The sequence below is a fragment of the Vibrio variabilis genome, from assembly GCF_003263785.1.
In the GTDB taxonomy this organism is placed as follows: domain Bacteria; phylum Pseudomonadota; class Gammaproteobacteria; order Enterobacterales; family Vibrionaceae; genus Vibrio; species Vibrio variabilis.
Map to the genome: position 1 here is coordinate 1 of NZ_JYJK01000053.1, position 21,453 is coordinate 21,453.

The 21,453-nt window shown below is 47.0% G+C and carries 17 protein-coding genes, 3 pseudogenes and 1 riboswitch; of the genes and pseudogenes, 12 read left to right on the forward strand and 8 right to left on the reverse strand.

All coding sequences use genetic code 11. The features are described 5' to 3' along the window. The first annotated feature begins 259 nt into the window (after positions 1-259). The 7 genes from crcB to thiH all read left to right on the forward strand — a co-directional run bounded on the left by crcB (position 260) and on the right by thiH (position 7,002). Positions 260-643 carry a fluoride efflux transporter CrcB gene (gene crcB / locus TZ48_RS07700; RefSeq protein WP_112478769.1) on the forward strand — a complete coding sequence of 128 codons (384 nt, stop codon included), beginning with the start codon at positions 260-262 and terminating at the stop codon, positions 641-643. Positions 644-699: 56 nt separating this feature from the next. Beyond that, a riboswitch (TPP riboswitch) is annotated at positions 700-799 on the forward strand. Positions 800-911: 112 nt separating this feature from the next. Next, positions 912-2,834: a phosphomethylpyrimidine synthase ThiC gene (gene thiC / locus TZ48_RS07705; RefSeq protein WP_112478770.1), complete on the forward strand. Its 1,923-nt coding sequence runs from the start codon at positions 912-914 to the stop codon at positions 2,832-2,834. Between the two features lie 33 nt (positions 2,835-2,867). Next, positions 2,868-4,103 (forward strand): thiamine phosphate synthase, encoded by a 1,236-nt coding sequence (locus TZ48_RS07710; protein ID WP_112478787.1) that lies wholly within the window; start codon positions 2,868-2,870, stop codon positions 4,101-4,103. Further along, a complete protein-coding gene (locus tag TZ48_RS07715; RefSeq protein ID WP_112478771.1) occupies positions 4,096-4,863 on the forward strand; it encodes a HesA/MoeB/ThiF family protein in 768 nt (255 codons plus the stop codon). The genes TZ48_RS07710 and TZ48_RS07715 overlap by 8 nt, the downstream gene beginning before the upstream one ends. A gap of 44 nt (positions 4,864-4,907) precedes the next feature. Continuing rightward, positions 4,908-5,132, forward strand: a complete 225-nt coding sequence (thiS, locus tag TZ48_RS07720; protein WP_112478772.1) for a sulfur carrier protein ThiS — start codon at positions 4,908-4,910, stop codon at positions 5,130-5,132. Beyond that, positions 5,113-5,880 carry a thiazole synthase gene (locus TZ48_RS07725; protein WP_112478773.1) on the forward strand — a complete coding sequence of 256 codons (768 nt, stop codon included), beginning with the start codon at positions 5,113-5,115 and terminating at the stop codon, positions 5,878-5,880. Before thiS ends, TZ48_RS07725 begins: the two co-directional genes overlap by 20 nt. Before the next feature lie 9 nt (positions 5,881-5,889). Beyond that, the gene (thiH, locus tag TZ48_RS07730) at positions 5,890-7,002 is read left to right on the forward strand and encodes a 2-iminoacetate synthase ThiH (protein ID WP_112478774.1); all 1,113 of its coding nucleotides are present in this window, start codon (positions 5,890-5,892) and stop codon (positions 7,000-7,002) included. 79 nt (positions 7,003-7,081) lie between these two features. Here thiH and TZ48_RS07735 read toward each other — a convergent pair whose 3' ends face one another. Beyond that, on the reverse strand, positions 7,082-8,869 hold the full coding sequence (locus TZ48_RS07735) for an aminopeptidase P family protein (RefSeq protein ID WP_112478775.1): 1,788 nt from the start codon (positions 8,867-8,869) through the stop codon (positions 7,082-7,084). A 121-nt stretch (positions 8,870-8,990) separates the two neighbouring features. Beyond that, positions 8,991-9,932 carry a LysR family transcriptional regulator gene (locus TZ48_RS07740; RefSeq protein WP_112463163.1) on the reverse strand — a complete coding sequence of 314 codons (942 nt, stop codon included), beginning with the start codon at positions 9,930-9,932 and terminating at the stop codon, positions 8,991-8,993. A gap of 118 nt (positions 9,933-10,050) precedes the next feature. On the opposite strand from TZ48_RS07740, the gene TZ48_RS07745 reads away from it, so the two are divergent. Next, on the forward strand, positions 10,051-11,238 hold the full coding sequence (locus tag TZ48_RS07745; protein ID WP_112478776.1) for a multidrug effflux MFS transporter: 1,188 nt from the start codon (positions 10,051-10,053) through the stop codon (positions 11,236-11,238). A 91-nt stretch (positions 11,239-11,329) separates the two neighbouring features. After that, positions 11,330-11,614, forward strand: a complete 285-nt coding sequence (tsrA, locus tag TZ48_RS07750; RefSeq protein WP_112478777.1) for an H-NS-like global regulator TsrA — start codon at positions 11,330-11,332, stop codon at positions 11,612-11,614. A 90-nt stretch (positions 11,615-11,704) separates the two neighbouring features. On the opposite strand, the gene TZ48_RS07755 is transcribed toward tsrA, so the two are convergent. The 4 genes from TZ48_RS07755 to TZ48_RS07770 form a co-directional block, all read right to left on the reverse strand. Further along, complete coding sequence (locus tag TZ48_RS07755; protein ID WP_112478778.1) at positions 11,705-12,157, reverse strand: DoxX family protein; 453 nt, start codon at positions 12,155-12,157, stop codon at positions 11,705-11,707. Position 12,158: 1 nt separating this feature from the next. Continuing rightward, complete coding sequence (locus TZ48_RS07760) at positions 12,159-12,932, reverse strand: HvfC/BufC N-terminal domain-containing protein (RefSeq protein WP_112478779.1); 774 nt, start codon at positions 12,930-12,932, stop codon at positions 12,159-12,161. A gap of 2 nt (positions 12,933-12,934) precedes the next feature. Continuing rightward, positions 12,935-13,792, reverse strand: a complete 858-nt coding sequence (bufB, locus tag TZ48_RS07765) for an MNIO family bufferin maturase (RefSeq protein WP_112478780.1) — start codon at positions 13,790-13,792, stop codon at positions 12,935-12,937. A gap of 173 nt (positions 13,793-13,965) precedes the next feature. After that, positions 13,966-14,226 carry a BufA1 family periplasmic bufferin-type metallophore gene (locus tag TZ48_RS07770; protein WP_112463168.1) on the reverse strand — a complete coding sequence of 87 codons (261 nt, stop codon included), beginning with the start codon at positions 14,224-14,226 and terminating at the stop codon, positions 13,966-13,968. A 259-nt stretch (positions 14,227-14,485) separates the two neighbouring features. Here TZ48_RS07770 and uvrD point away from each other — a divergent pair. After that, positions 14,486-16,656: pseudogene (uvrD, locus tag TZ48_RS07775) on the forward strand (DNA helicase II). Positions 16,657-17,386: 730 nt separating this feature from the next. On the opposite strand, the gene TZ48_RS07780 reads toward uvrD, so the two are convergent. Together TZ48_RS07780 and rarD are read right to left on the reverse strand one after the other, a co-directional pair. Beyond that, entirely contained in the window at positions 17,387-18,043 is a 657-nt protein-coding gene (locus TZ48_RS07780) for a LysE family translocator (protein ID WP_112478781.1), read from the reverse strand. A 17-nt stretch (positions 18,044-18,060) separates the two neighbouring features. Further along, positions 18,061-18,980, reverse strand: a pseudogene (rarD, locus tag TZ48_RS07785) (EamA family transporter RarD). Positions 18,981-19,185: 205 nt separating this feature from the next. Between rarD and recQ the strand changes: the two are divergent. Then, positions 19,186-21,018: pseudogene (gene recQ / locus TZ48_RS07790) on the forward strand (ATP-dependent DNA helicase RecQ). After that, positions 21,011-21,313, forward strand: coding sequence for a DUF3630 family protein (locus TZ48_RS07795; protein ID WP_112478782.1), 303 nt, complete (start codon positions 21,011-21,013; stop codon positions 21,311-21,313). Before recQ ends, TZ48_RS07795 begins: the two are co-directional and overlap by 8 nt. Positions 21,314-21,453: the final 140 nt, after the last annotated feature.

The window sequence follows — 21,453 nt, forward strand, 5'->3', positions numbered from 1 at the left end:
CTATCTGCAATATTTTTCTTCTCAGCCTAACTTTTCTATTGGTGAGCTAAGGTTTTTTGGCTCCAATCTTCTTTTCGCTTTGATTCGTTAACTAATTGTTTATCAGAGCTGCATAAAGTGACGCATGTAACTTTTTAAATTTACTCGACAAACCGATGGATTATCCGTTGGATTTAGTGGTTAAAAATGTGATGTTGACTCGAATTTATTCGTTGTTGGTATATTATTACCTTTTCTATTCATAGTTTGGGATTCGGTGATGGGGCAGTTTTCAGTTTTAGGTTTTATTGCATTGGGTGGTGCTGTCGGGGCTTGTTCCCGGTATTTGATATCAGAGCTTTGTGTCGCACTTTTCGGTCGTGGTTTTCCGTACGGAACGTTAACCGTCAATGTAGTTGGCTCATTTATTATGGGGCTATTGATAGCTGCATTCGAAGCTGAGATTTTTGCTCCTGATCCATGGCGCCAAATCATCGGCCTTGGCTTTCTAGGTGCACTTACGACATTCTCTACGTTTTCTATGGATAACGTGCTCCTGATGCAGCAGGGGGCGTTTTTGAAGATGGGTCTGAATATATTACTCAATGTTGTTTTGAGCATCTCAGCGTGTTGGATTGGTTTTCAGATGCTGACCAAAAGTTAAACGAAAAACTTCCATGTCCTGTTGATGTATTAAAACTAATTCCTTTATAATCGAGTCAATACTTGTCGGAGTGCCCATAGGGCTGAGACCGTTAATTCGGGATCCGTTGAACCTGATCTGGTTAGTACCAGCGAAGGGAACAAGAGAATAGAACTAGCATCATATTCTATTTATCAAATAGCGCACGCTATTGTGGTTGATACCTCTTGTATTCACACATCCGTCAAGCATTTATCTTTTATAACTATATGATATATAAGGAAATGCTATGTCGACACGCAAGCAAAATAGGCTGGAAGCGAAAAACTTCATCGATACTTTATCGGTGACGCCTTACCCAAACTCTCAAAAGACGTATATTCAAGGTAGCCGAAGCGATCTGCAAGTACCAATGCGTACTATCTCTCTTGCAGACACTTTAATCGGTGGCAACCAAGACAACCCAATCTACGAGCCTAACGAGCCCATCAACGTGTATGACACCTCTGGTGTCTATACCGATCCAGAACACGCTATCGATTTGTATTCAGGTTTACCTAAGTTGAGAGAAACTTGGATTGATGAACGCGCCGATACCGAAGTCTTGTCAGGCGTTAGTTCCGAATTTGCTAAACAACGACTAGAAGATGATACGCTTGACGAGCTTAGATACGGGCAACTTCCTAGAATAAGACGTGGTATTGAAGGCGCTTGCGTCACCCAGCTTCATTACGCACGCCAGGGCATTATTACGCCTGAGATGGAATACATCGCGATTCGAGAAAACATGGGCCGACAAAAGCTCAAAGACGAAATGCTCACTCAACAGCATCCTGGTCAGCACTTTGGTGCGAACTTACCTAAAGAAATCACACCTGAATTCGTACGTAAAGAAGTCGCTGAGGGCAGGGCGATCATCCCTTCAAACATCAACCACCCCGAATCAGAGCCGATGATTATTGGCCGTAACTTCCTAGTTAAGGTCAATGCCAACATAGGCAATTCATCAGTCACCTCTTCGATAGAAGAAGAAGTGGAGAAGCTTGTGTGGGGTACTCGATGGGGAGCCGATACAGTTATGGATCTGTCGACTGGACGAAACATCCACGAAACACGTGAGTGGATCCTGCGTAATAGCCCGGTGCCAATCGGTACAGTACCTATGTACCAAGCACTAGAAAAGGTTAATGGTATTGCTGAAAACCTGACTTGGGAGGTGATGCGAGATACATTAATCGAGCAAGCAGAGCAAGGTGTAGACTACTTTACTATTCATGCTGGCTTACTGCTTCATCATATCCCACTTACCGCCAAGCGCGTCACGGGTATCGTTAGCCGTGGTGGTTCTATCATTGCTAAGTGGTGTTTGGCACACCATGAAGAAAGCTTCCTATATACCAATTTTAGAGAGATCTGTGAAATCTGTGCACGTTATGACGTGGCTTTGTCGCTAGGAGATGGATTGCGTCCAGGCTCTATTGCCGATGCCAATGATGAAGCTCAGTTTGCTGAGCTTAGAACTCTAGGCAAGTTAACCAAAATTGCCTGGGAATACGATGTTCAAGTCATCATTGAAGGTCCAGGTCACGTACCGATGCACATGATAAAAGAGAACATGGAAGAGCAGCTTGAGCATTGCCATGAGGCACCGTTCTACACGCTTGGTCCACTGACCACTGATGTTGCACCGGGCTATGACCACATTACCTCTGGTATCGGTGCTGCAATGATCGGCTGGTACGGCTGTGCGATGCTATGTTACGTGACGCCTAAAGAACACCTTGGCCTACCAAATAAAGAAGACGTTAAGACTGGGCTTATCACCTACAAACTTGCTGCTCATGCAGCGGACTTGGCGAAGGGACATCCAGGGGCTCAAATTCGTGACAATGCGCTTTCAAAGGCTCGCTTTGAATTCCGCTGGGAAGACCAGTTTAACCTCTCACTTGACCCTGACACTGCGCGACAGTTCCACGATGAAACACTCCCGCAAGAGTCTGGCAAGGTTGCTCATTTCTGCTCAATGTGCGGTCCAAAATTCTGTTCGATGAAGATCTCACAAGAGGTACGAGAGTACGCTAAAGACATACAACAAGGCGACAGCATCGCTATCACAATGCTTGATGACCCTTTAGAAGGGATGCGTCAAAAGTCTGAAGAGTTCAGAGCAACGGGTGCTGAATTGTATCATCCAGCTGTTACTGAAGAATAACTACCATAATCCAAGGAGCTTCCGTTGAAACTCATGTTGCCCATTGGTGCAGACGCTTTGAATCGTCATATTCATTGCGTTCTCGGCCTAGCAAAACAAGTCGGCTTCTCAACCGAAAACATCGCAATCTCATCTTCTGAAGAAGGTGAGGCGGTCGTTATCCAGCACGAAGGAAACACTCGTTATATTTCAAGTGACGTTTTAGGTTCTACTTTCCGGATGGGAGATAGCGCGTTAGAGAGTGATATTCGTGTAAGGTACTTGCATGATATGGATGAAAGTAAGCTTTCATCCTCACTTGCAACGGCCACACAAGGTGACGTCTATGTAGCAGTAGCAAGTAGATCTCGATGGCTCGATGTCTGGTCTTGCAGAGACAATTTTATAAAGGCTTCTGCGGCAGCTTCTTTGATTACTGATCATACTGAGCATTTAGCTTGGCTCGTGGTGAGTATTGCCCTCGACTTTCCTCTCGAAGATGCAGTTATGGTGGCTAGAGCGGGATGTGTTTCACGTGAAACATGGCCAAGTCACTTGGACCAGTTCCCCGTTCCTGTCATAGAAAATACGAATTTAGGTATACGTGTTGGCTGGGCAGTCGAGGCATCGGCTCTACCATTTCCTACCGTAAGTAAATCGAAGCTTGGGCTCTATCCTGTTGTCGATAATGTAGATTGGGTAGCTCAACTACTCGAACAGGGCATCAAGACGGTGCAGCTTAGAATCAAACAACCTGACCTCCCGGATCTGGAACAGCAGATTGAAAAAGCGATTGAACTTGGTCGCAGACATGATGCCCAAGTGTTCATCAACGACTATTGGCAGCTAGCGATAAAGCATGGTGCTTATGGTGTTCACTTAGGGCAAGAAGACATTGAAGTTGCAAACCTCAAGCAACTAGCAGAGCAAGGAATTGCGCTTGGTCTATCGACTCACGGGTATTATGAGTTGCTACGCATCGTTCAAATTCACCCTAGCTATATTGCTCTAGGCCACATATTCCCAACTACCACAAAAGACATGCCTTCAAAACCTCAAGGTCTGATACGGCTAGAACTCTATCAGCGACTGATCGATTCAATACCTTACGGTCAGGAATTGGGATATCCAACAGTCGCTATTGGTGGCATCGATTTGAAGACTGCACCAGCAGTTTGGAGTTGTGGCGTAACAAGTTTGGCAGTGGTGCGAGCAATCACATTAGCTGACGATGTACCCGCAGTTATTCAAAAATTTAACTCAATCATGGATGGTCGTGTTGATGGTTAGTGATGGCCAATTTAAGCAGTATCTGCGCCAAATTAGTCTTCCGAACATGGGTGAAGAAGGACAGAGCAAACTGCTCAAAGCCAATGTGCTTGTTGTAGGTTGTGGCGGGCTCGGTACTGCAGCGAGCATGTACTTGGCTGGTGCTGGTGTGGGCTGTGTAGTCATTGCTGACGATGATGTAGTAGAAGTGTCGAACTTACCTCGACAGGTAACTTATCACGCAAAAGATATTGGAATCGCCAAAGTCGAATGTTTGAAGACCAGCCTCCAGCAACAGAACCCAGATGTCAGAGTACGAAGTATTAACAAAAAGCTTGATGGCAGTCAGTTATTACTAGAGATCACGTTAGCTGATGTTGTGGTTGATTGTTCAGATAACCTAGCGACTAGGCATGCTATTAATGCCTATTGTAAACAGAGCGACACTGACCTGGTTAGCGCTGCCGCAATCGGTTGGAATGGCCAACTTAGTGTTTTTCCATTCTCATCGTCCCTCGAGATTCCTTGCTATCGGTGCTTGTATCCTTTTGATGAAATCCAGGGAAGCAGCCGATGTTCTGAGTCATCTGTCATGGGGCCGCTGGTTGGCATGATGGGGCTTTACCAAGCTTTAGAAACGATTAAGTTGGTTGCAGGTGTCCACCCACAGGTGACCGAGCAAAAACCACCGACATTGAAGCTATTCGATGGACTAAATGGTCAATGGCAAACACTACAGATTGCTCGTGAGCAAACGTGCACGGTTTGCTCGACTGAATAAATACACCATGGTGTAGTCACTGATTTTGTACGCGAGAACAAAAAATGATTCAAGTAACAGTTAATAACACATTACAGAATACGAAAAGAGACAGCTTACTCGAGGATCTTATTAAAGGTCTCGATATCGATACCCATGGGTGTGCCATTGCGGTCGATGACCAAATCGTGCCACGAACTGAGTGGTCGACGTTTGTCGTCAAAAACGACATGTCCATTAACATTTTCCAAGCCATTGCAGGGGCTAATCATGTTAACAATTGCCGATAAAACATTTGAATCGCGTCTGTTTACTGGAACCGGAAAGTTCTCGGATCAGTCTCTTATGGTTCAGGCTATTGCTGAGAGTGGTTCACAGCTTGCGACAATGGCGCTCAAGCGCGTAGATCTACAAGGTCAAGATGACAACATCTTACGACCATTGATTGAGAACAAGATTAGTCTGTTGCCTAACACTTCAGGCGCTAAGAATGCCAAAGACGCCATCTTCGCTGCACATCTAGCTAGAGAAGCATTGGGCACTAATTGGCTGAAGTTAGAGATTCACCCAGATCCGAAGTACTTATTACCAGACCCGATTGAGACGCTTAAAGCGGCTGAACAGCTAGTTAAGGATGGATTCGTTGTACTGCCATATTGTCATAGTGATCCAACGCTATGTAAGCACCTTGAGGAAGTAGGGTGTGCAGCTGTGATGCCACTTGGTGCTCCAATAGGTAGTAATAAAGGCATCGTCAGCAAAGACTTTTTAGAAATCATAATCGAACAAGCTAACGTTCCGGTTGTGGTTGATGCTGGTATCGGTGCACCATCACATGCAGCGCTTGCGATGGAAATGGGCGCGGATGCTGTCTTGGTCAATACAGCTATCGCTGCTGCCGCTAATCCGGTTGCTATGGCAAAAGCGTTTAAGCTGGCAGTAGAGTCCGGTAGGCTGGCATATGAAAGTGGCTTGGCGGGTACCGTAAATCATGCCGTAGCCTCGAGCCCGCTAACAGCATTTCTCGATTCAGAGTAGGAGAACATCATGAGCTTTGTTCAGGAGCATGCTAAGTATAACTGGGATGATATTCGTCTTTCCATTTATGCGAAATCGGCGCGAGATGTAGAGCGAGCTTTGTCTAAAACGCGACTCGACTTAGAAGACTTTAAGGCACTAATTAGTCCAGCCGCAGAACCCTACTTAGAGCAAATGGCTCAGCGTTCGTTTGCATTAACTCGCAAGCGATTTGGGCATACCATGTCCATGTACATACCTTTGTACCTTTCCAACTTATGTGCCAATGCTTGTACCTATTGCGGTTTTTCAATGGAAAATCGTATTAAACGTAAGACGCTCAGTAGCGAAGAAATAGGGCGCGAGTGCGACGTGATTAAACAGATGGGTTTCGACAATATTCTCTTGGTCACAGGTGAGCACGAGAACAAAGTGGGTATGAAGTACTTCCAACAGGTGTTGCCAGAAATCAAAAAGCACTTTAGCTACTTGGCGATGGAAGTTCAGCCATTGGAAACCCAAGAGTATGCGTCCCTGAAACAGCACGGACTCGATGCAGTGATGGTTTATCAGGAAACGTATCATCGCTCGACATACGCACAGCATCATCTTCGCGGCAATAAAATGGATTTCGACTACCGACTTGAAACCCCGGATAGGCTAGCACAAGCAGGCATCGATAAAATTGGCATTGGTTCTCTGATCGGTTTGGAGGAGTGGCGAACCGATTGTTTCTTTGTCGCCGCGCATCTTCAGTATTTAGAGAGCCGATATTGGAAGACACGCTACTCGATTTCTTTTCCACGACTTCGACCTTGCGAGGGCGCATTACAACCGAAATCGGTGATGACAGATAAGCAGTTAGTGCAGCTTATCTGCGCCTACCGCTTGTTTAACAATGAAGTCGAACTCTCACTTTCGACTCGTGAATCCGCGACATTCCGCGATCATGTTTACCCACTAGGTATCACGAGTATTAGTGCGGCATCAAAAACTCAGCCAGGTGGCTACGCGGATGACCAAGAAGAGCTTGAACAGTTCGCGATCAGTGATGAGCGCAGCGCTGCTTTGGTTGCTGAGTCGGTGAAACGAGCAGGTATGGAGCCTGTTTGGAAAGACTGGCATCAGTCCTATTCAGGCTAGATTTCTAACCATGTTTCACGTGAAACCAAAAAAATGCGCTGGAGTTCCAGCGCCTTTCTATTTCTAGGAGACTAACAAGTTAGAGCGGTTGGCAAGCTGTTTCCAGCCAAGCTAGTGCATCACCTGTAACGAGTGGAGAAACGTCACTCCACACTTTTTGGTGATAGTCGTTCAACCAAGCAATTTCTGTTTCCGTTAGCATATCTGCTACGATGTTGCGCTTATCGATAGGGCATCGAGTAAGTGACTCGAAGCCAAGCATCGAACTGTCGCCAGCGGTTGCTTTCTCAACGACCAATTCTAGGTTCTCGATACGGATACCAAACTCATCTGCGCGGTAGTAACCAGGTTCGTTTGAGAGCACCATACCAGGAACGAGTGGTGTATTGTTCACGGCCTTTGCGATGCGCTGCGGCCCTTCGTGAACACTTAGGAAGTGGCCGACACCATGACCAGTGCCATGGTCATAATCGAAGCCATTTGCCCACAAATGCTGACGAGCTAGAACATCCAGTTGGTGACCACATGTACCTTTCGGGAATAGTGCCGTAGCCAGACTAATGTGACCTTTCAGTACCAAGGTAAACTGGCGTTTCATCTCCTCCGTTGGAGTACCTATCGCAATGGTACGCGTGATATCAGTAGTACCATCGAGATACTGGCCACCTGAATCAACCAAGTACAAGGTATCTTGAACCAAGGAACCAGGAACCTCTTGATTCTCATGATTGTAGTGGCACATGGCCGCGTTGCCTGCGGAGGCTGAAATAGTATCGAAACTTAGGTCAACCAGAGTAGGGTCAACACGGCGGAAGGCTTCAAGCTTATCACTTACTACTGCTTCATCAGAAAGGTTGCCTTTAGCGACTTCGCTATCAAGCCAGCTTAAAAAGTTAACCATTGCAGCGCCGTCGCGAACATGGCTGCTACGCATGCCTTCAACTTCAACACTGTTCTTCGCCGCTTTTGGCATTAAACACGGGTCAGCAAGGTCGAGAAGTTTGGCACCATTTTGCTCTAATTGTAGCTGGAACCAAGCATTACTTGTCGCAGGGTCTAGGGTGACCTTTTTCCCTTTTAACGATTCAAGTTCAGTTTCCAAAGACGAAGGAAGGCAGACTTTAACACCTGCACCTACATGATCGGTAAATGCGTTCATGTCATCGATGCGGGATGGGTCAATAAAGAACTTAGTTGAGCCGTCTGAGTAAAGGATCGCGTGCGCCAGCAATACAGGAAGACGAGACACATCGAGACCGCGGACATTTAAAAGCCAGCAAATCGAATCTAGCTCAGTAATGATAGCGGCATCCGCATTATTGCTTGTGAGGTTTTGTGCTAGCTGGGAACGTTTGTCTATGCTTGATTGGCCGACCTTGTCTAGCGGCATCAAACGAACGTTACTTAATTGAGCTGCCGGGCGATCGCTCCAGAAGAGGTCAATTGGGTTATCGTTAACAGCAACCAGTTCGTAGCGACCCGCTAATTTCTCTAGTGCATTCTGGTACCAGCTACCTCTATGCATACGAGGGTCAATACCGATTCGTGCACCGAGTTCAAGTGTTTCAATCGACCAGTCCAGAGGCGGTTGTTCGATAAGGTGACAGTATTCAAAGCTATCTGCTGAAACTTGTTTACGAACTTGAACTGTGTAGCGACCGTCGACAAAAATAGCGGCTTTCTCTCGCGTGACAACAGCAGCACCTGCAGAGCCGGTAAATTGGGTTAGCCAATGAAGACGCTCATTATGAGCGGGTACGTATTCGCCTAAGTACTCATCTTCATGAGCAACAATAAACGCATCGAGATCGTTGTCAGAAAGCCAAGATTGAATCTGTTCAACTCGGCCTGAAATTTGTTCCTGCATCTGTAGTTCCTTTGTCATGGCGAATTCGATCACCTTGCTATTATTTTGGTCTATAAGCTAGCGCTTTTGTGGATGATATACAATCGATTCTGCGAGTCAGTTAGCAGGCTCTGCGTGCCGCCTAACGTAAGTGAAGCGTTTTTTGTCGAATGATGTCGATAAGCCAGTTGAGTGCTGGATCGCGGTCTCTGTCCTTGTGCCAGAATAAAGTGTAAGCCATCGGTGGGAACTCGAGTGGCAATGGAAGCACTCGCAACCCCATCTGCTCGGCAACAAGATGAACAAAATGCCGCGGAGCAGTAAACACAAAGTCGGTGTAACTGCACAGAGCTGCGGCATTGTTGAAATCAGGTACAGTGATGGCAATATCGCGTTCTTTACCCATATCCGCCAGTTTGTAATCAAGGAGCCAACGGTCACTGCCATCACAGCGCACTTGCACATGACGCATTGATAAGTAGGTTTCAAGATCCCAAGGTTTAGTGAGTACAGGATGATCGGCTCTTACCAAACACATTTGATTATCCCGATAGACTTCTAATTCTTGAATGTCTTCTGGCGGCAGTAGCGTTCTTTGAGCATCACGAATATCGATGTCTTTTCCAGTGATCCCTAAATCCAGTTCGCCTTTTTGCATTTGCTCGAAAGTAGATTCATTCCATGCGTGAGTGCTTATACTCAAGTTAGGCCCCTGGCTAAATATAGCAGGGAGAAAGTGCGGCATAATGAGGGGATAAACGCTCTCTACGGCTGCTATGTGAAAGCGGTATTCACTTGATGTAGGCGAAAATTCTGGAGGCGCGGTGATGGCCTGCATATGCGCCATCAGCACATCTAGCTTAGGCTTTAGCTGCAGTGCTCGAGCTGTCGGCGATAATCCGTGGGCGTGGCGAGTGAAGAGTGGGTCGTCAAACAGTTCGCGCAGTTTAGAGAGTGATTTACTCACCGCAGATTGCGTTAGGCATAACCGACTCGCAGCGCGGGTCACATTGCACTCTTCAAGTAGTACCGATAGGCACAAGAGTAAGTTGAGATCGATTCGACTTAGTTTTTCTAAATTCATCGTGTGAAATTCCTCATAGGAATAATGCTAATGAGTATAAACCATTTCTGCTCATATCTTAACGGATATAGAATTGCGTCTTCATTAACTCGTTTTACTATTGGTAAGAGGCACCCCGTTGCAAACCACACCTTCTAAAGTCCAACTCGCCGCATTGGTGATGTTGGTGTTTTTTAGCCCTTTGGCCATCGATATTTATTTGCCCGCGTTGACGCAGATTTCTTCTACGTTTGACGTCGCTCATACGCGTGCTCAAGATACGATTACATGGTTTTTGTTTGCTATGGGTGTGGGACAGCTGTTCGCGGGGCCACTTGCCGATAAACTCGGACGTCGAACGGTTGCCCTTGGCGGCATAGTGATCTACGGCTTGAGTGCTTGCTTGGCGTGGGCAGCTCAATCCATTGAATGGATGCTAGTCGCAAGGCTGCTACAAGGCTTAGGTGCGTGCGCGACATCTGTGGCAGCCTTTGCAACCGTTCGCGATATGTTTGGCCCAGAGCGTAGTGGCAAGATGATTAGCTACCTAAATGGGGCTATTTGTTTTATCCCTGCATTGGCGCCGATTTTAGGCAGCTATCTAACTCAGCAGTTTGGATGGCGTGCGAACTTTAGCTTCATGGCGAGTTTTGCGCTGTTCGTGGGTGTTATGGTTATTCTAAACATGAGAGAGACCAATCCGCAGCAAACCAATCAGAAGTATTTCGCGCTATCTCGATATACCCATGTCCTGAGTACGCCGACGTTCTTGTTTCATGCCACTCTATGTCTATTGGCTATGGGGGTAATACTTGCCTATGTCACGTCTGCACCAGTGGTACTGATGGAAAACATGGGTCTGTCGATGAATGCCTTTACGTTTTGGTTTGGCCTTAATGCAGTATTTAACATCGCAGCTTGTCTGCTCGCACCAAGAATGATGGATAAGCTTGGTACCCACAAAACACTGCAGTTTGGCATCGTGACTTTGTTGGTTGCAGGGGCACTCATGGTATGGGGAGCCGAGCTTCAAACACCGGCTTCATTCATGGTACCTGTTATAATGTCTTCGATAGGCTTTGCTCTGATCCTTGGTGCAGCAGCCGGAAAAGCGTTGGCACCCTTTGGCGATAAAGCGGGGACTGCCGCTGCTCTATTAGGGCTATTCCAAATGAGTGGAGCGGGTCTGTTAGTGGGTTTGATGCAGCGTGCTGGACTAGAAGCGCCGTACATGATTGCTTTGCAAATGTGGTTGGTACTGCCTGCATTATTCATTCTTAAAAGCAAAGTTGGCAAAGGTTGGCATCAAACAGTAAAAATCGGTTAATTAAAAAACGATTGGGTTTTCCAATTTAAGAAACGGGTGTATATTTAGCTTTATACACCCCGTATTTATTTATAACTGGATAAACGCAGTAATGTCTTTGACTACATACGAAATGGCTCGTGTTCTCGAGCAAATGGAAGAGTCTCCAGAAAAGATCATGTTTGGTAAATTGCTTAATGAATTAGGCAACCAAAGTGAAGAGCGTATTCGCAGCGCTGCAAAGCAAGTTCCAATTCATGTTCTTCGCGACATCGTCTATCAGTTTCAACAAGTGATTGAGTCTCGTAAGGGTGAGCAAGTAGAAACATTAGCCAAAGAATTGGCCGAGCAAGGGATTTCAGCAGAAGAGTTGAAAGCGTTTCTTGCTGGCAAATAATCGTTAGTTTTAAAAAGCCCCGCATATCCATGCGGGGCTTTTTACTTTCAGTGAGCTCAAACGATTGTGCTTTATTAGCGACCCCTTCACTTAGGTGATTTGTGAACGAATCACTTTGTCTGCAGAGAGTGGACCAGGGCCCCATACAACCACAATGAGTATCATCAATCCCCAAAGCTGGTGGTCATAGAATCCTTTCTCCCAAAGCAGTGGGTAAGAAACGACGGCAATAATATTGAATACAAACAAGATCGCAGCCATAGGGCGAGTTAATAAACCAAGCGCAATAAAGACTGGCAAAATTAATTCTACGGCCGTTCCCATATAGGCGGCTAGCTCCCACGGCAAAATAGGCACTTGGTATTCAAGCTCAAACAGATACAAAGTGCTGTCCCAAGAGCTAATCTTGGTCATTCCCGATTTAAAGAATACCCACGCTACCCAGAGGCGACAGAATAGCAGCAGTAGGGGCACAAAGCCGCTTTGTAGCGTATCAATCAGCTTGTCATAACTAACAAGCCAGTGAGATAAGGTCGTTTTCATATCATGCTCCTTGTGAGGTGTCGTCATGGAGAGTAAATCCAGCTACAACATCCAAAGCGAATAAACTTGGTAGTGCTGTTAGAAGAGCAGGATCAATGAACTTAAGAGGTTGTTGTGAATTGAGGGCGTTGAGCAGTTCAAGAACGTTGTCCTCGAGAACGTGAAGCGTGCTTGTCGCTAGCCCTTGTTTAATAATCAACACGTTTTCCGGCTGATTGATTTCAAAACCTTCGAGGTTATTACTGTGTATCGCGTTGACTAAGTTGGCGATAGCAAATTGAGATTGCAGCACGGTGTGATTTGGTTTCACATGAAACACCAAGTTGCCATGTTGTGCTTCTGGTACAAGCTGCATGTTAACGATGGGTTCAATGGGTGCTTCTGCCTTATTTAGAGGGCGTTGATTGAGTGAGTCGATAGCCCATTCAAGTTTCATGACATCGACTAAATAGGGCACGGCATTGGTGATGTTATTAAGCTCCGACACAGACTCGGCAAACCCTTTGCCATAATCGGCGACGTTCCCTGTTGTTGGTGGATGATGGATAACATGGTGTTTTGCCATCGACTGAAAACACTCCTCACCAACAAGCTGCAAGGTGATCGGGTAGCAAGCTTCGAGCACTTCACTCAAACTGAACACGAAGTTGTTGCGGTAAATCTGAATGCGATCATCAGCACTAAAGTGATCCGCAACGATGTACGATTCGATATTGCTATTTCGGCTGCGTAAAGATTGGCTAAAGGTCGACTGTAACTCTTGAAGGCTAATCATAATCAAGCGCTCCTCAGAGTCGTGTCGTGACACGCTACGAGAATGTCGATGGCCTTTTCTGCCTCTTCAAGTAGCACCTCGGGAGCGGGAATATCGAGATCCCACTCAATGAGCGTGTGCACGGCTGGACGATGGTTGTTCCATTGTCGGTACAACTCCCAAACCTCATTGGAGACTCTCGCGCTGTGGGTATCAATCCAAATCTCGCCTTGCTCAAGTTGCTTGCGTGTGAATCCGGCCAAGTGGATCTCATCAACTGTGTCTGGGTCTATCGAACTTAAGTAGCGGTTGGCGTCGTAGCCATGGTTGAAGCAGGAAACATGGACGTTGTTTAAATCGAGCAGCAAGCGACAATCCGTGCGACGCTGCACTTCAGCGAGAAACTCCCATTCTGGAATGGTTGAGTGTCGGAAACGTAAATAGCTGGATGGGTTTTCAATTAATAGTGGTCGCTGAATTGAGTCTTGAACTTGGAGTACGTTGCGACAAAACAGATCTAATGCCTCTTCGGTATAGGGCAGTGGCAGTAGGTCATTGAAATAGTGGCCGCCATGCTCGCTCCAGCTTAAATGGTCTGATACGGCAAAGGGCTGGATGTCGTCAATCAATCGCTTGAGCTGTTTTAGATGATGGGTATTTACCTTTGATGCTGAACCGAGTGATAGACCAATACCGTGACAGCTAATTTCAACTTGCTCTCGAATTGACGTGAGTTGGCGATATTGAGCGCTATGGGGTTGAAAATAGTTTTCGCTGTGGATTTCTAGCCAGCCCACGTTGTGAGCGTTGTGCTCAAAATAGTCGAGGTGGGGTGTACGTAATCCTACACCGACAAGCTGAAAGGCATGACTTCGATCCATGATGATCTCCCTGATCTGTTGGTTTCTGTGGGTAAACTGTAGAAAACGGAAGGGGCGTATAATCACGCCCCTCCGATAATGCTGTAACTTGAAAGTGTATGGACAAACAAAGTGAAGACAAAATGACAATCAAGCTATACAGGCCGTATTACGACACCTTACACGCGAGGTAATTATGCTGACTCAGTGCTACCGCCAACCAGTTTGTCACATAGGCCTTTAGGGACGACCACAAACGCATCTTTCTGGTTATCTTCTTTCGCAGTACCTGCACATGAGCTGGTTTTGGTTGCACAGTCATTTTGACCAGCTTTCGACACGCCGTAGCATTTTTCTTTGTCAGCGGCATGTGCTGGTGCAGCGCCAAGTGTTGCACCGCCAAGAGCGATTAGACCGGTAACTGCTGCAGTGATAGCTAGATTAGTAGTTTTCATAATACTTTCCTCGAGACTTGATCCTTGATGTTTATTTTCACAGGTCACTGTTTGCGACTTGCTTAACCAATAGGATAGGAAGCCAAAGAGAAATCTTTCAAAAAGATCAAAAATTATTTACTAAAATGTTAAGTGCCATCTTATCTGTATGATATTGATAGGTTAATTGTCTTTTAAAAAATCAGAACTTTTTCTGAAATGGTGAGACTGTTTGAGTTATAATCAACGGACATGTATAAATAACCAGTAGCTAAGACTCATCATGGATCCTTCTCTTCTTCTCGACGGTCTCAATGACAAGCAGCGTGAAGCTGTTGCAGCCCCTTTAGAGCACATGCTCGTCCTTGCCGGTGCCGGCAGTGGTAAAACGCGCGTGCTTGTGCATCGTATTGCTTGGCTTATGTCGGTTGAGAACGCCTCTCCGTTTTCCATTATGTCTGTGACCTTTACCAATAAAGCGGCAGCAGAGATGAGAGGGCGTATTGAAGAGCTGATGATGGGCAGTGCCTCTGGTATGTGGAACGGTACCTTCCATGGCATTTGTCACCGCATCCTGCGTGCGCATTATCTCGATGCTAAGCTGCCGGAAGACTTCCAAATCATCGATACCGATGATCAGCAAAGGCTATTAAAACGTCTCATCAAGGCGCAGAATCTGGATGATAAACAGTGGCCAGCACGCCAAGCGGCTTGGTGGATCAATGGTAAGAAAGATGAGGGGCTACGACCTCAGCATATCGATAGTTACCAAGATCCAGTGACCAAGACCTATTTGCAGATCTACACCGCTTACCAAGAGGCGTGTGACCGTGCTGGGCTGGTGGACTTTGCAGAAATCCTACTGCGTGCCCATGAGCTGCTGCGCGACAACAAGTTTGTTCGCGAACACTACCAAGCGCGCTTCAAACACATTCTGGTGGATGAGTTCCAAGACACCAACAACATTCAGTACGCTTGGCTACGAATGATGACCGGCGCTGACTGTAAGGTGATGATTGTTGGTGATGACGACCAGTCTATTTATGGCTGGCGTGGTGCTAAGGTCGAGAATATTCAGAAGTTCTTAGATGAGTACCTAGGCGCGAAAACCATTCGCCTTGAGCAGAACTACCGTTCAACCAAAACTATCCTAGAAGCCGCCAACGAGCTGATTGCTAACAATACGGAACGTATGGGTAAGGAGCTATGGACGGAAGGCAACGAGGGTGAAAAGATTTCTGTTTACTCTGCGTATAACGAGCTGGATGAAGCGCGTTTTGCTGTGGGTAAAATCAAAGAGTGGCAAGATAAAGGTGGCAGTCTGACAGACTGTGCCATGCTATATCGAAACAACGCCCAGTCCCGTGTTTTAGAAGAAGCCTTGATTCAAGCGCAGCTGCCATACCGAATCTATGGTGGTATGCGATTCTTCGAGCGCCAAGAAATCAAAGATGCCTTGGGTTATTTGCGCTTGATGGCCAATCGCAATGATGATGCAGCGTTCGAGCGTATTGTGAATACGCCGACTCGTGGATTGGGGGATAAAACCTAGATACTATTCGTTTCGCTGCGCGCGATCGCGGCGCAACGCTGTGGGAAGCCAGTATTGCACTGTTGGATGAGAAGGTTCTCGCTGGGCGAGCTGCCGGGGCGTTGTCGCGTTTTATTGAGCTTATCAACGCACTCGAAGACGACACGTTTGAATCGCCGCTTCATGAGCAAACTGACCATGTGATTAAGACCTCTGGGCTATTTGCTATGTATGAGCAAGAGAAGGGCGAAAAATCTAAGGCGCGTATTGAAAACTTGGAAGAGCTCGTCACCGCAACGCGTCAGTTTGAGAAACCCGAAGAAGCGGAAGATATGACGCTGCTGACGGCGTTCTTAACTCACGCGGCGTTAGAAGCTGGTGAAGGTCAAGCCGATGAGTTTGATGATGCGGTCCAGCTAATGACACTGCATAGTGCCAAAGGTCTCGAGTTCCCAATGGTATTTATGGTGGGGTTGAAGAGGGCATGTTCCCTAGCCAGATGTCGGCGGAAGAAGCGGGCAGGTTAGAGGAAGAGCGCCGCCTCTGTTATGTGGGTATGACGCGTGCGATGGAAAAGCTGTTCATCACCTATGCGAGATGCGTCGCCTGTATGGTCAAGATAAGTATCACAAGCCATCGCGCTTTATTCGTGAGCTGCCAGAAACGTGTTTGCAAGAAGTCCGCATGAAGGCGCAGGTTAGCCGACCAACTACTGCGGGTCGCTTTAGCCAAACGGAAGTGAAAAACAACTTCAACGAAACAGGCTTTAATCTGGGCGAGCGTGTGATGCACCCGAAATTTGGCGAAGGACGATCATCAACTTTGAAGGCAGTGGTCCTCAGAGCCGTGTACAAGTTGCCTTTAATGGTGAAGGTATTAAGTGGTTGGTGACGCAGTACGCCAAACTTGAAAAGCTGTAAACCACTTAGTAGGGCGGTTTAAAGGAAAAGGAGCTGAGTGATGAGCTCCTTTTTTGTATCTGCTGATCTAGATTGAATGGTATCTGAATCGGTAAACCGCAGACAAAGAAAAACCCCGAGGCTTGCGCCCATCGGGGTTATAGTCTTACTCGCAGCAATCCGGCTACTAAAAGTGCTCCATGCATCTAATCCATGATAGTGTGCTGTAATCCGTCAGCTTAGTCCTTTCGTCGCCTTCCTAGCGGTGTCCTAATGATCTTATCCTGATCTGCTAACAATCCTCGTTAGCGCACTTCACTTGTTCCCTGAGCGGTGTCCCTGACATCATCCTGATGCTAAGTCCTTGCCTCATCCAGAGGTGTCCATTGTCTTTCCTTAGTAGTAACCATCCTAGTTACTATTGCGTCCATTCAATGTCCAATTTGCTATCCATGCCGATCATTCATCCTGAATAACCGTATCTTCTTCCTGAAGATGCCCAAATCCCTGAGCGTTTCCTGTTCCGTGTCAGCATCCTTCCGACATGGTTAATATTAAACGAAACTGGCCTCGGAGCAATCCAGTTAAACAGTAATAATCCATTGTCTCAGCAAAGAGAAATTACCTTGTTTTTATATAAAACAATAACTTATGATGTTTTAGGGTTGAATGCTTGTAGCACGAAGCGATAAACACCTAAGCCTTTGTGAGAGATCTCGCACACGCTGCATGTCGAATGGCGCAAAATACCCTAAAGGCCGGAAATCACCTGTGTGAAGATGGTCACACCAATCCCTGAAAACAGTACACCACACAGCCCATCGATGTAGATAGCCGCTGATCCAAGCTTACGCTGCATGCGCTTAGTCGACAGTGCCCAGGCTAAAAACGAAAACCAAGCCAAGGAAAGTGACCATAGAATCACCAGTGCCGCCACTTTACCCGGAATCGACATGGTTGATGGCACCAAACTAGACATCAAGCTAATAAAGAACACCAAGGCTTTCGGGTTGAGAATATTGGTGGTAAAGCCGCGAGAGAACGCCTGTCGTCGACTTGAAAGCAGTAAACTTGGGTCATTAGCAAGGTCACTTGGCTGGTGGCGCTGTGCCCATCTCCCCCATACGGAGCGTAAAGCGCCGATACCCAGGTAAAGCAAATAGCTGCCGCCAGCGATTTGCACCACGGCAAACAGTGTTGGGTGCTGATGTACGACATAGCTCACGCCCGTTAGACTGAAAATCGAGTGCAGCAAGATGCCAAATGACAGCCCCAGGGCAATATAAAAGCCAGTCTGGCGTCCAAATCGAGTCGCATTTTGTACCACGAGCGCAAAGTCGGGTCCTGGGCTCATAAGCGCAACAAAGTGCACCGTGGCGAGAGTGACTAGAATAGTGATTTCGTTCATTGTTTTCTGTGTCTGTATTACTGAGTTTTAGCCATTGTCTTCTTATTGCTGCGATTGGTTTTCAGTCCATCGAAGCTAAACACCACCAATGCACCCCAGATGAAAGCAAAGGTGAGCGCTTTATCTAAGGTAAAGGCTTCGCCATACACCAGCACGGCCAGCAAGAACATCAAGCTCGGCCCAATGTATTGGAAAAAGCCTAAGCGTCGACAGCTTCAAACGTGTCGCCGCACCGGTAAAGCACAATAGTGGTAGCGTGGTAACGATACCTGCAGAGATAAGCAGTAGGTTCAGCGCTGTGCTGTTATCCATCATATTTGACGTCGCCGTATCTGCGATAAACAACACATAAATGGCGGCTGCTGGCAGCATCACTAGGGTTTCAATGAACAGCCCAGTTTGCGCATCTAAACTGACTTTTTTGCGCAACAAACCGTAGAGGCCAAAGCTCATTGCCAGTGCGAGGGCAACAACGGGTACCGAACCAAATGCAATTAGCTGAATTAGAAACGCCGATAGTGGCGAGTGCGACCGCAAACCACTGCAGTTTTCTAAGTCGTTCACCTAAGAACAGCATGCCGAGTATCACGTTGATGAGTGGGTTGATGTAGTAACCCAGGCTAGCATCGAGCATGTGATTGGCGTTAACCGCCCAGATAAAGATAAGCCAGTTAACACCAACCAATAGCGCGGTAGTGACAAGGTAGCCCATCTTCTTTTTTGAGCGCAGTACATCGCGAACGCTTCGCCAGCGTCGACCAAAATGAAGCAAGGCAGTCAGCAACACAAATGACCAGATCACTCGGTGGCTGAGAATTTCTAAGGGAGAAACGCTACTTAGTGCCTTAAAGTAGATAGGGGCGATACCCCACATTGTGTAGGCACCGATGGCGAGCAGTACGCCTTGTTTGGCTCTTTGTTGTTCTTCTAATGACATGCAAATTTTCTCAAGAGCAGGTCTGTGACCTAAAAGGGGGAGGAAAGCGTTTGAGTATAACGTGTTGTGGTGTTTTGGACTATTTAATGCTCGATCTGAAGCTACTTTTTCTTCACCCCGCAGAGCAAATTGAGTTTCCTTCAAGTGACAACCCCTCTACAATGTAGCGTTTTCGACCCATCAAAGACTTTCATCAGGATATTGCATGACAGCCGTACTCGCTGCAGAACAATCTGAATCACTACCCAGTTCGCAGTCGGTCTTAGAGTCCGTTTTCGGCTATCAAGAGTTTCGTCCAGGACAGCAAGAAGTTATCGACAGTGCCATTGCGGGCAACGATGGTCTCGTGATCATGCCAACCGGTGGTGGTAAATCTCTGTGCTATCAGATCCCCGCCTTAGTGAGACCCGGTGTGACCTTGGTGATCTCGCCACTGATTTCCCTGATGAAAGATCAAGTAGACCAGCTTAAGGCTGATGGCGTTGCCGCTGAGTGCATTAACTCGACTCAGTCGAGAGAGGCGTTGATTGATATCTATCGCCGCATGAACAGCGGACAGATCAAGCTGGTGTATGTGTCGCCAGAGCGTGTGTTGATGCACGACTTCATCGAAAGATTAGAGCATATTGAGCTGTCGATGATTGCCGTGGATGAAGCGCACTGTATTTCTCAGTGGGGCACGACTTTCGCCCTGAGTATGCCGCACTCGGTCGACTAAAAGAGCAATTTCCCTACGTGCCGTTGTGGCGCTGACAGCAACCGCCGACGATGCCACTCGCAAAGACATCATTCACAGACTCAATCTACAAAACCCGCACGAATACTTAGGCAGTTTTGATAGGCCAAATATTCGCTACACCTTGATTGAGAAGCATAAGCCTGTCTCACAGATTGTGCGCTTTCTTGGTGAGAACAAGGGCGGTAGCGGAATCATCTATTGTGGTAGCCGTAAGAAAGTGGAAATGCTCACCGAAAAGCTGTGTGGCAACCACATCCGAGCGGCTGGCTATCATGCCGGTATGGACACCGATGAGCGCGCCTATGTTCAAGATGCGTTTCAGCGTGACGACATTCAGGTTGTGGTGGCGACGGTGGCCTTTGGAATGGGTATCAACAAACCGAACGTACGTTTCGTTGCTCACTTTGATATCCCGCGCAACATCGAATCTTATTACCAAGAGACCGGCCGTGCAGGACGTGATGGGTTACCCGCAGAAGCATGATGCTTTACGATCCCGCTGATATGGGCTGGCTGCGCCGCATGGTGGATGAAAAGCCAGAAGGACCACAAAAGCAGGTCGAGAGTCATAAGCTTAACGCCATGAGTGCGTTTGCGGAGGCGCAAACCTGCCGTCGTCAGGTACTGCTTAATTACTTTGGTGAGTACCGCGAGCAGCCTTGTGGTAACTGCGATATCTGCTTGGATCCTCCTAAGCACTTTGATGCTACCCAAGAGGCGCAAAAAGCACTCTCTTGTGTCTATCGCGTCAATCAGAGCTTTGGTATCAGCTACGTGGTAGAGGTGCTGCGTGGTATGTCGAATATCCGTATTCGCGAGCATGGCCATGACAAGCTCACCACTTACGGTATTGGTCGAGACCATAGTCACGATTACTGGGTGAGTATCTTTAGACAGTTGGTGCATAAAGGGTTATTGAGCCAAAACATCACTCGTAACTCGACGTTGCAACTGACAGAAGAAGCGCGTCCTCTTCTGCGCGGTGAAACCACGCTGGAGCTTGCTGTACCAAGACTCGATACCGCTGCGCGCAGCGCGAAATCCGATAAGCTGGCGTCGAAACACTACGACAAGAAGCTGTTTGCCAAACTACGTAAACTGCGTAAGTCGATTGCCGATGAAGATGGCTTGCCACCGTATGTGGTGTTCAGTGACGCTACCTTGATTGATATGGCGGAAATTTTACCGACCTCGTATGGTGAAATGCTTGCCGTGAATGGGGTGGGTGAGCGCAAGCTTGAAAAGTATGCGGATCCTTTTCTCGACTTAATACAGGAGCACTTAACGGGTCATGGCTGATTTTGGTCTTCGTGAATATATTGAACAGGAAGGCAAACTACTTATTGTTACGCCTTCTTTTGATTTTGATAGCTTTGATTCACTAGCGATGTTGATGCTCGACCAGCTCGGCGCAACCGTGGTTGAAAAGCAGTGGGATGCAGACATTCATTCTTGGCTGGTGGACTTTGAAGGCTGCCGCATGATGTTAAAAGGTGAGCACTACAGTGAATCGATGTGGCTAGAGGCTTTAGATATTTCTGCAAGCAAAGAAGAGTTTGATTTCTTAGCAGGGCTATTTCGTCGCGGTTTTTGACATAATGCATTCCGTCGTTAGCTAGAAAACGTTTGCTCTATTATCCTCTATTGCGCGTTAAATTGATTAATGTATAATCGCCCGCCGCTGAGCTTAGTTAATCAAACAATGAATTAAACAAGCAGGCACAATAAACCATT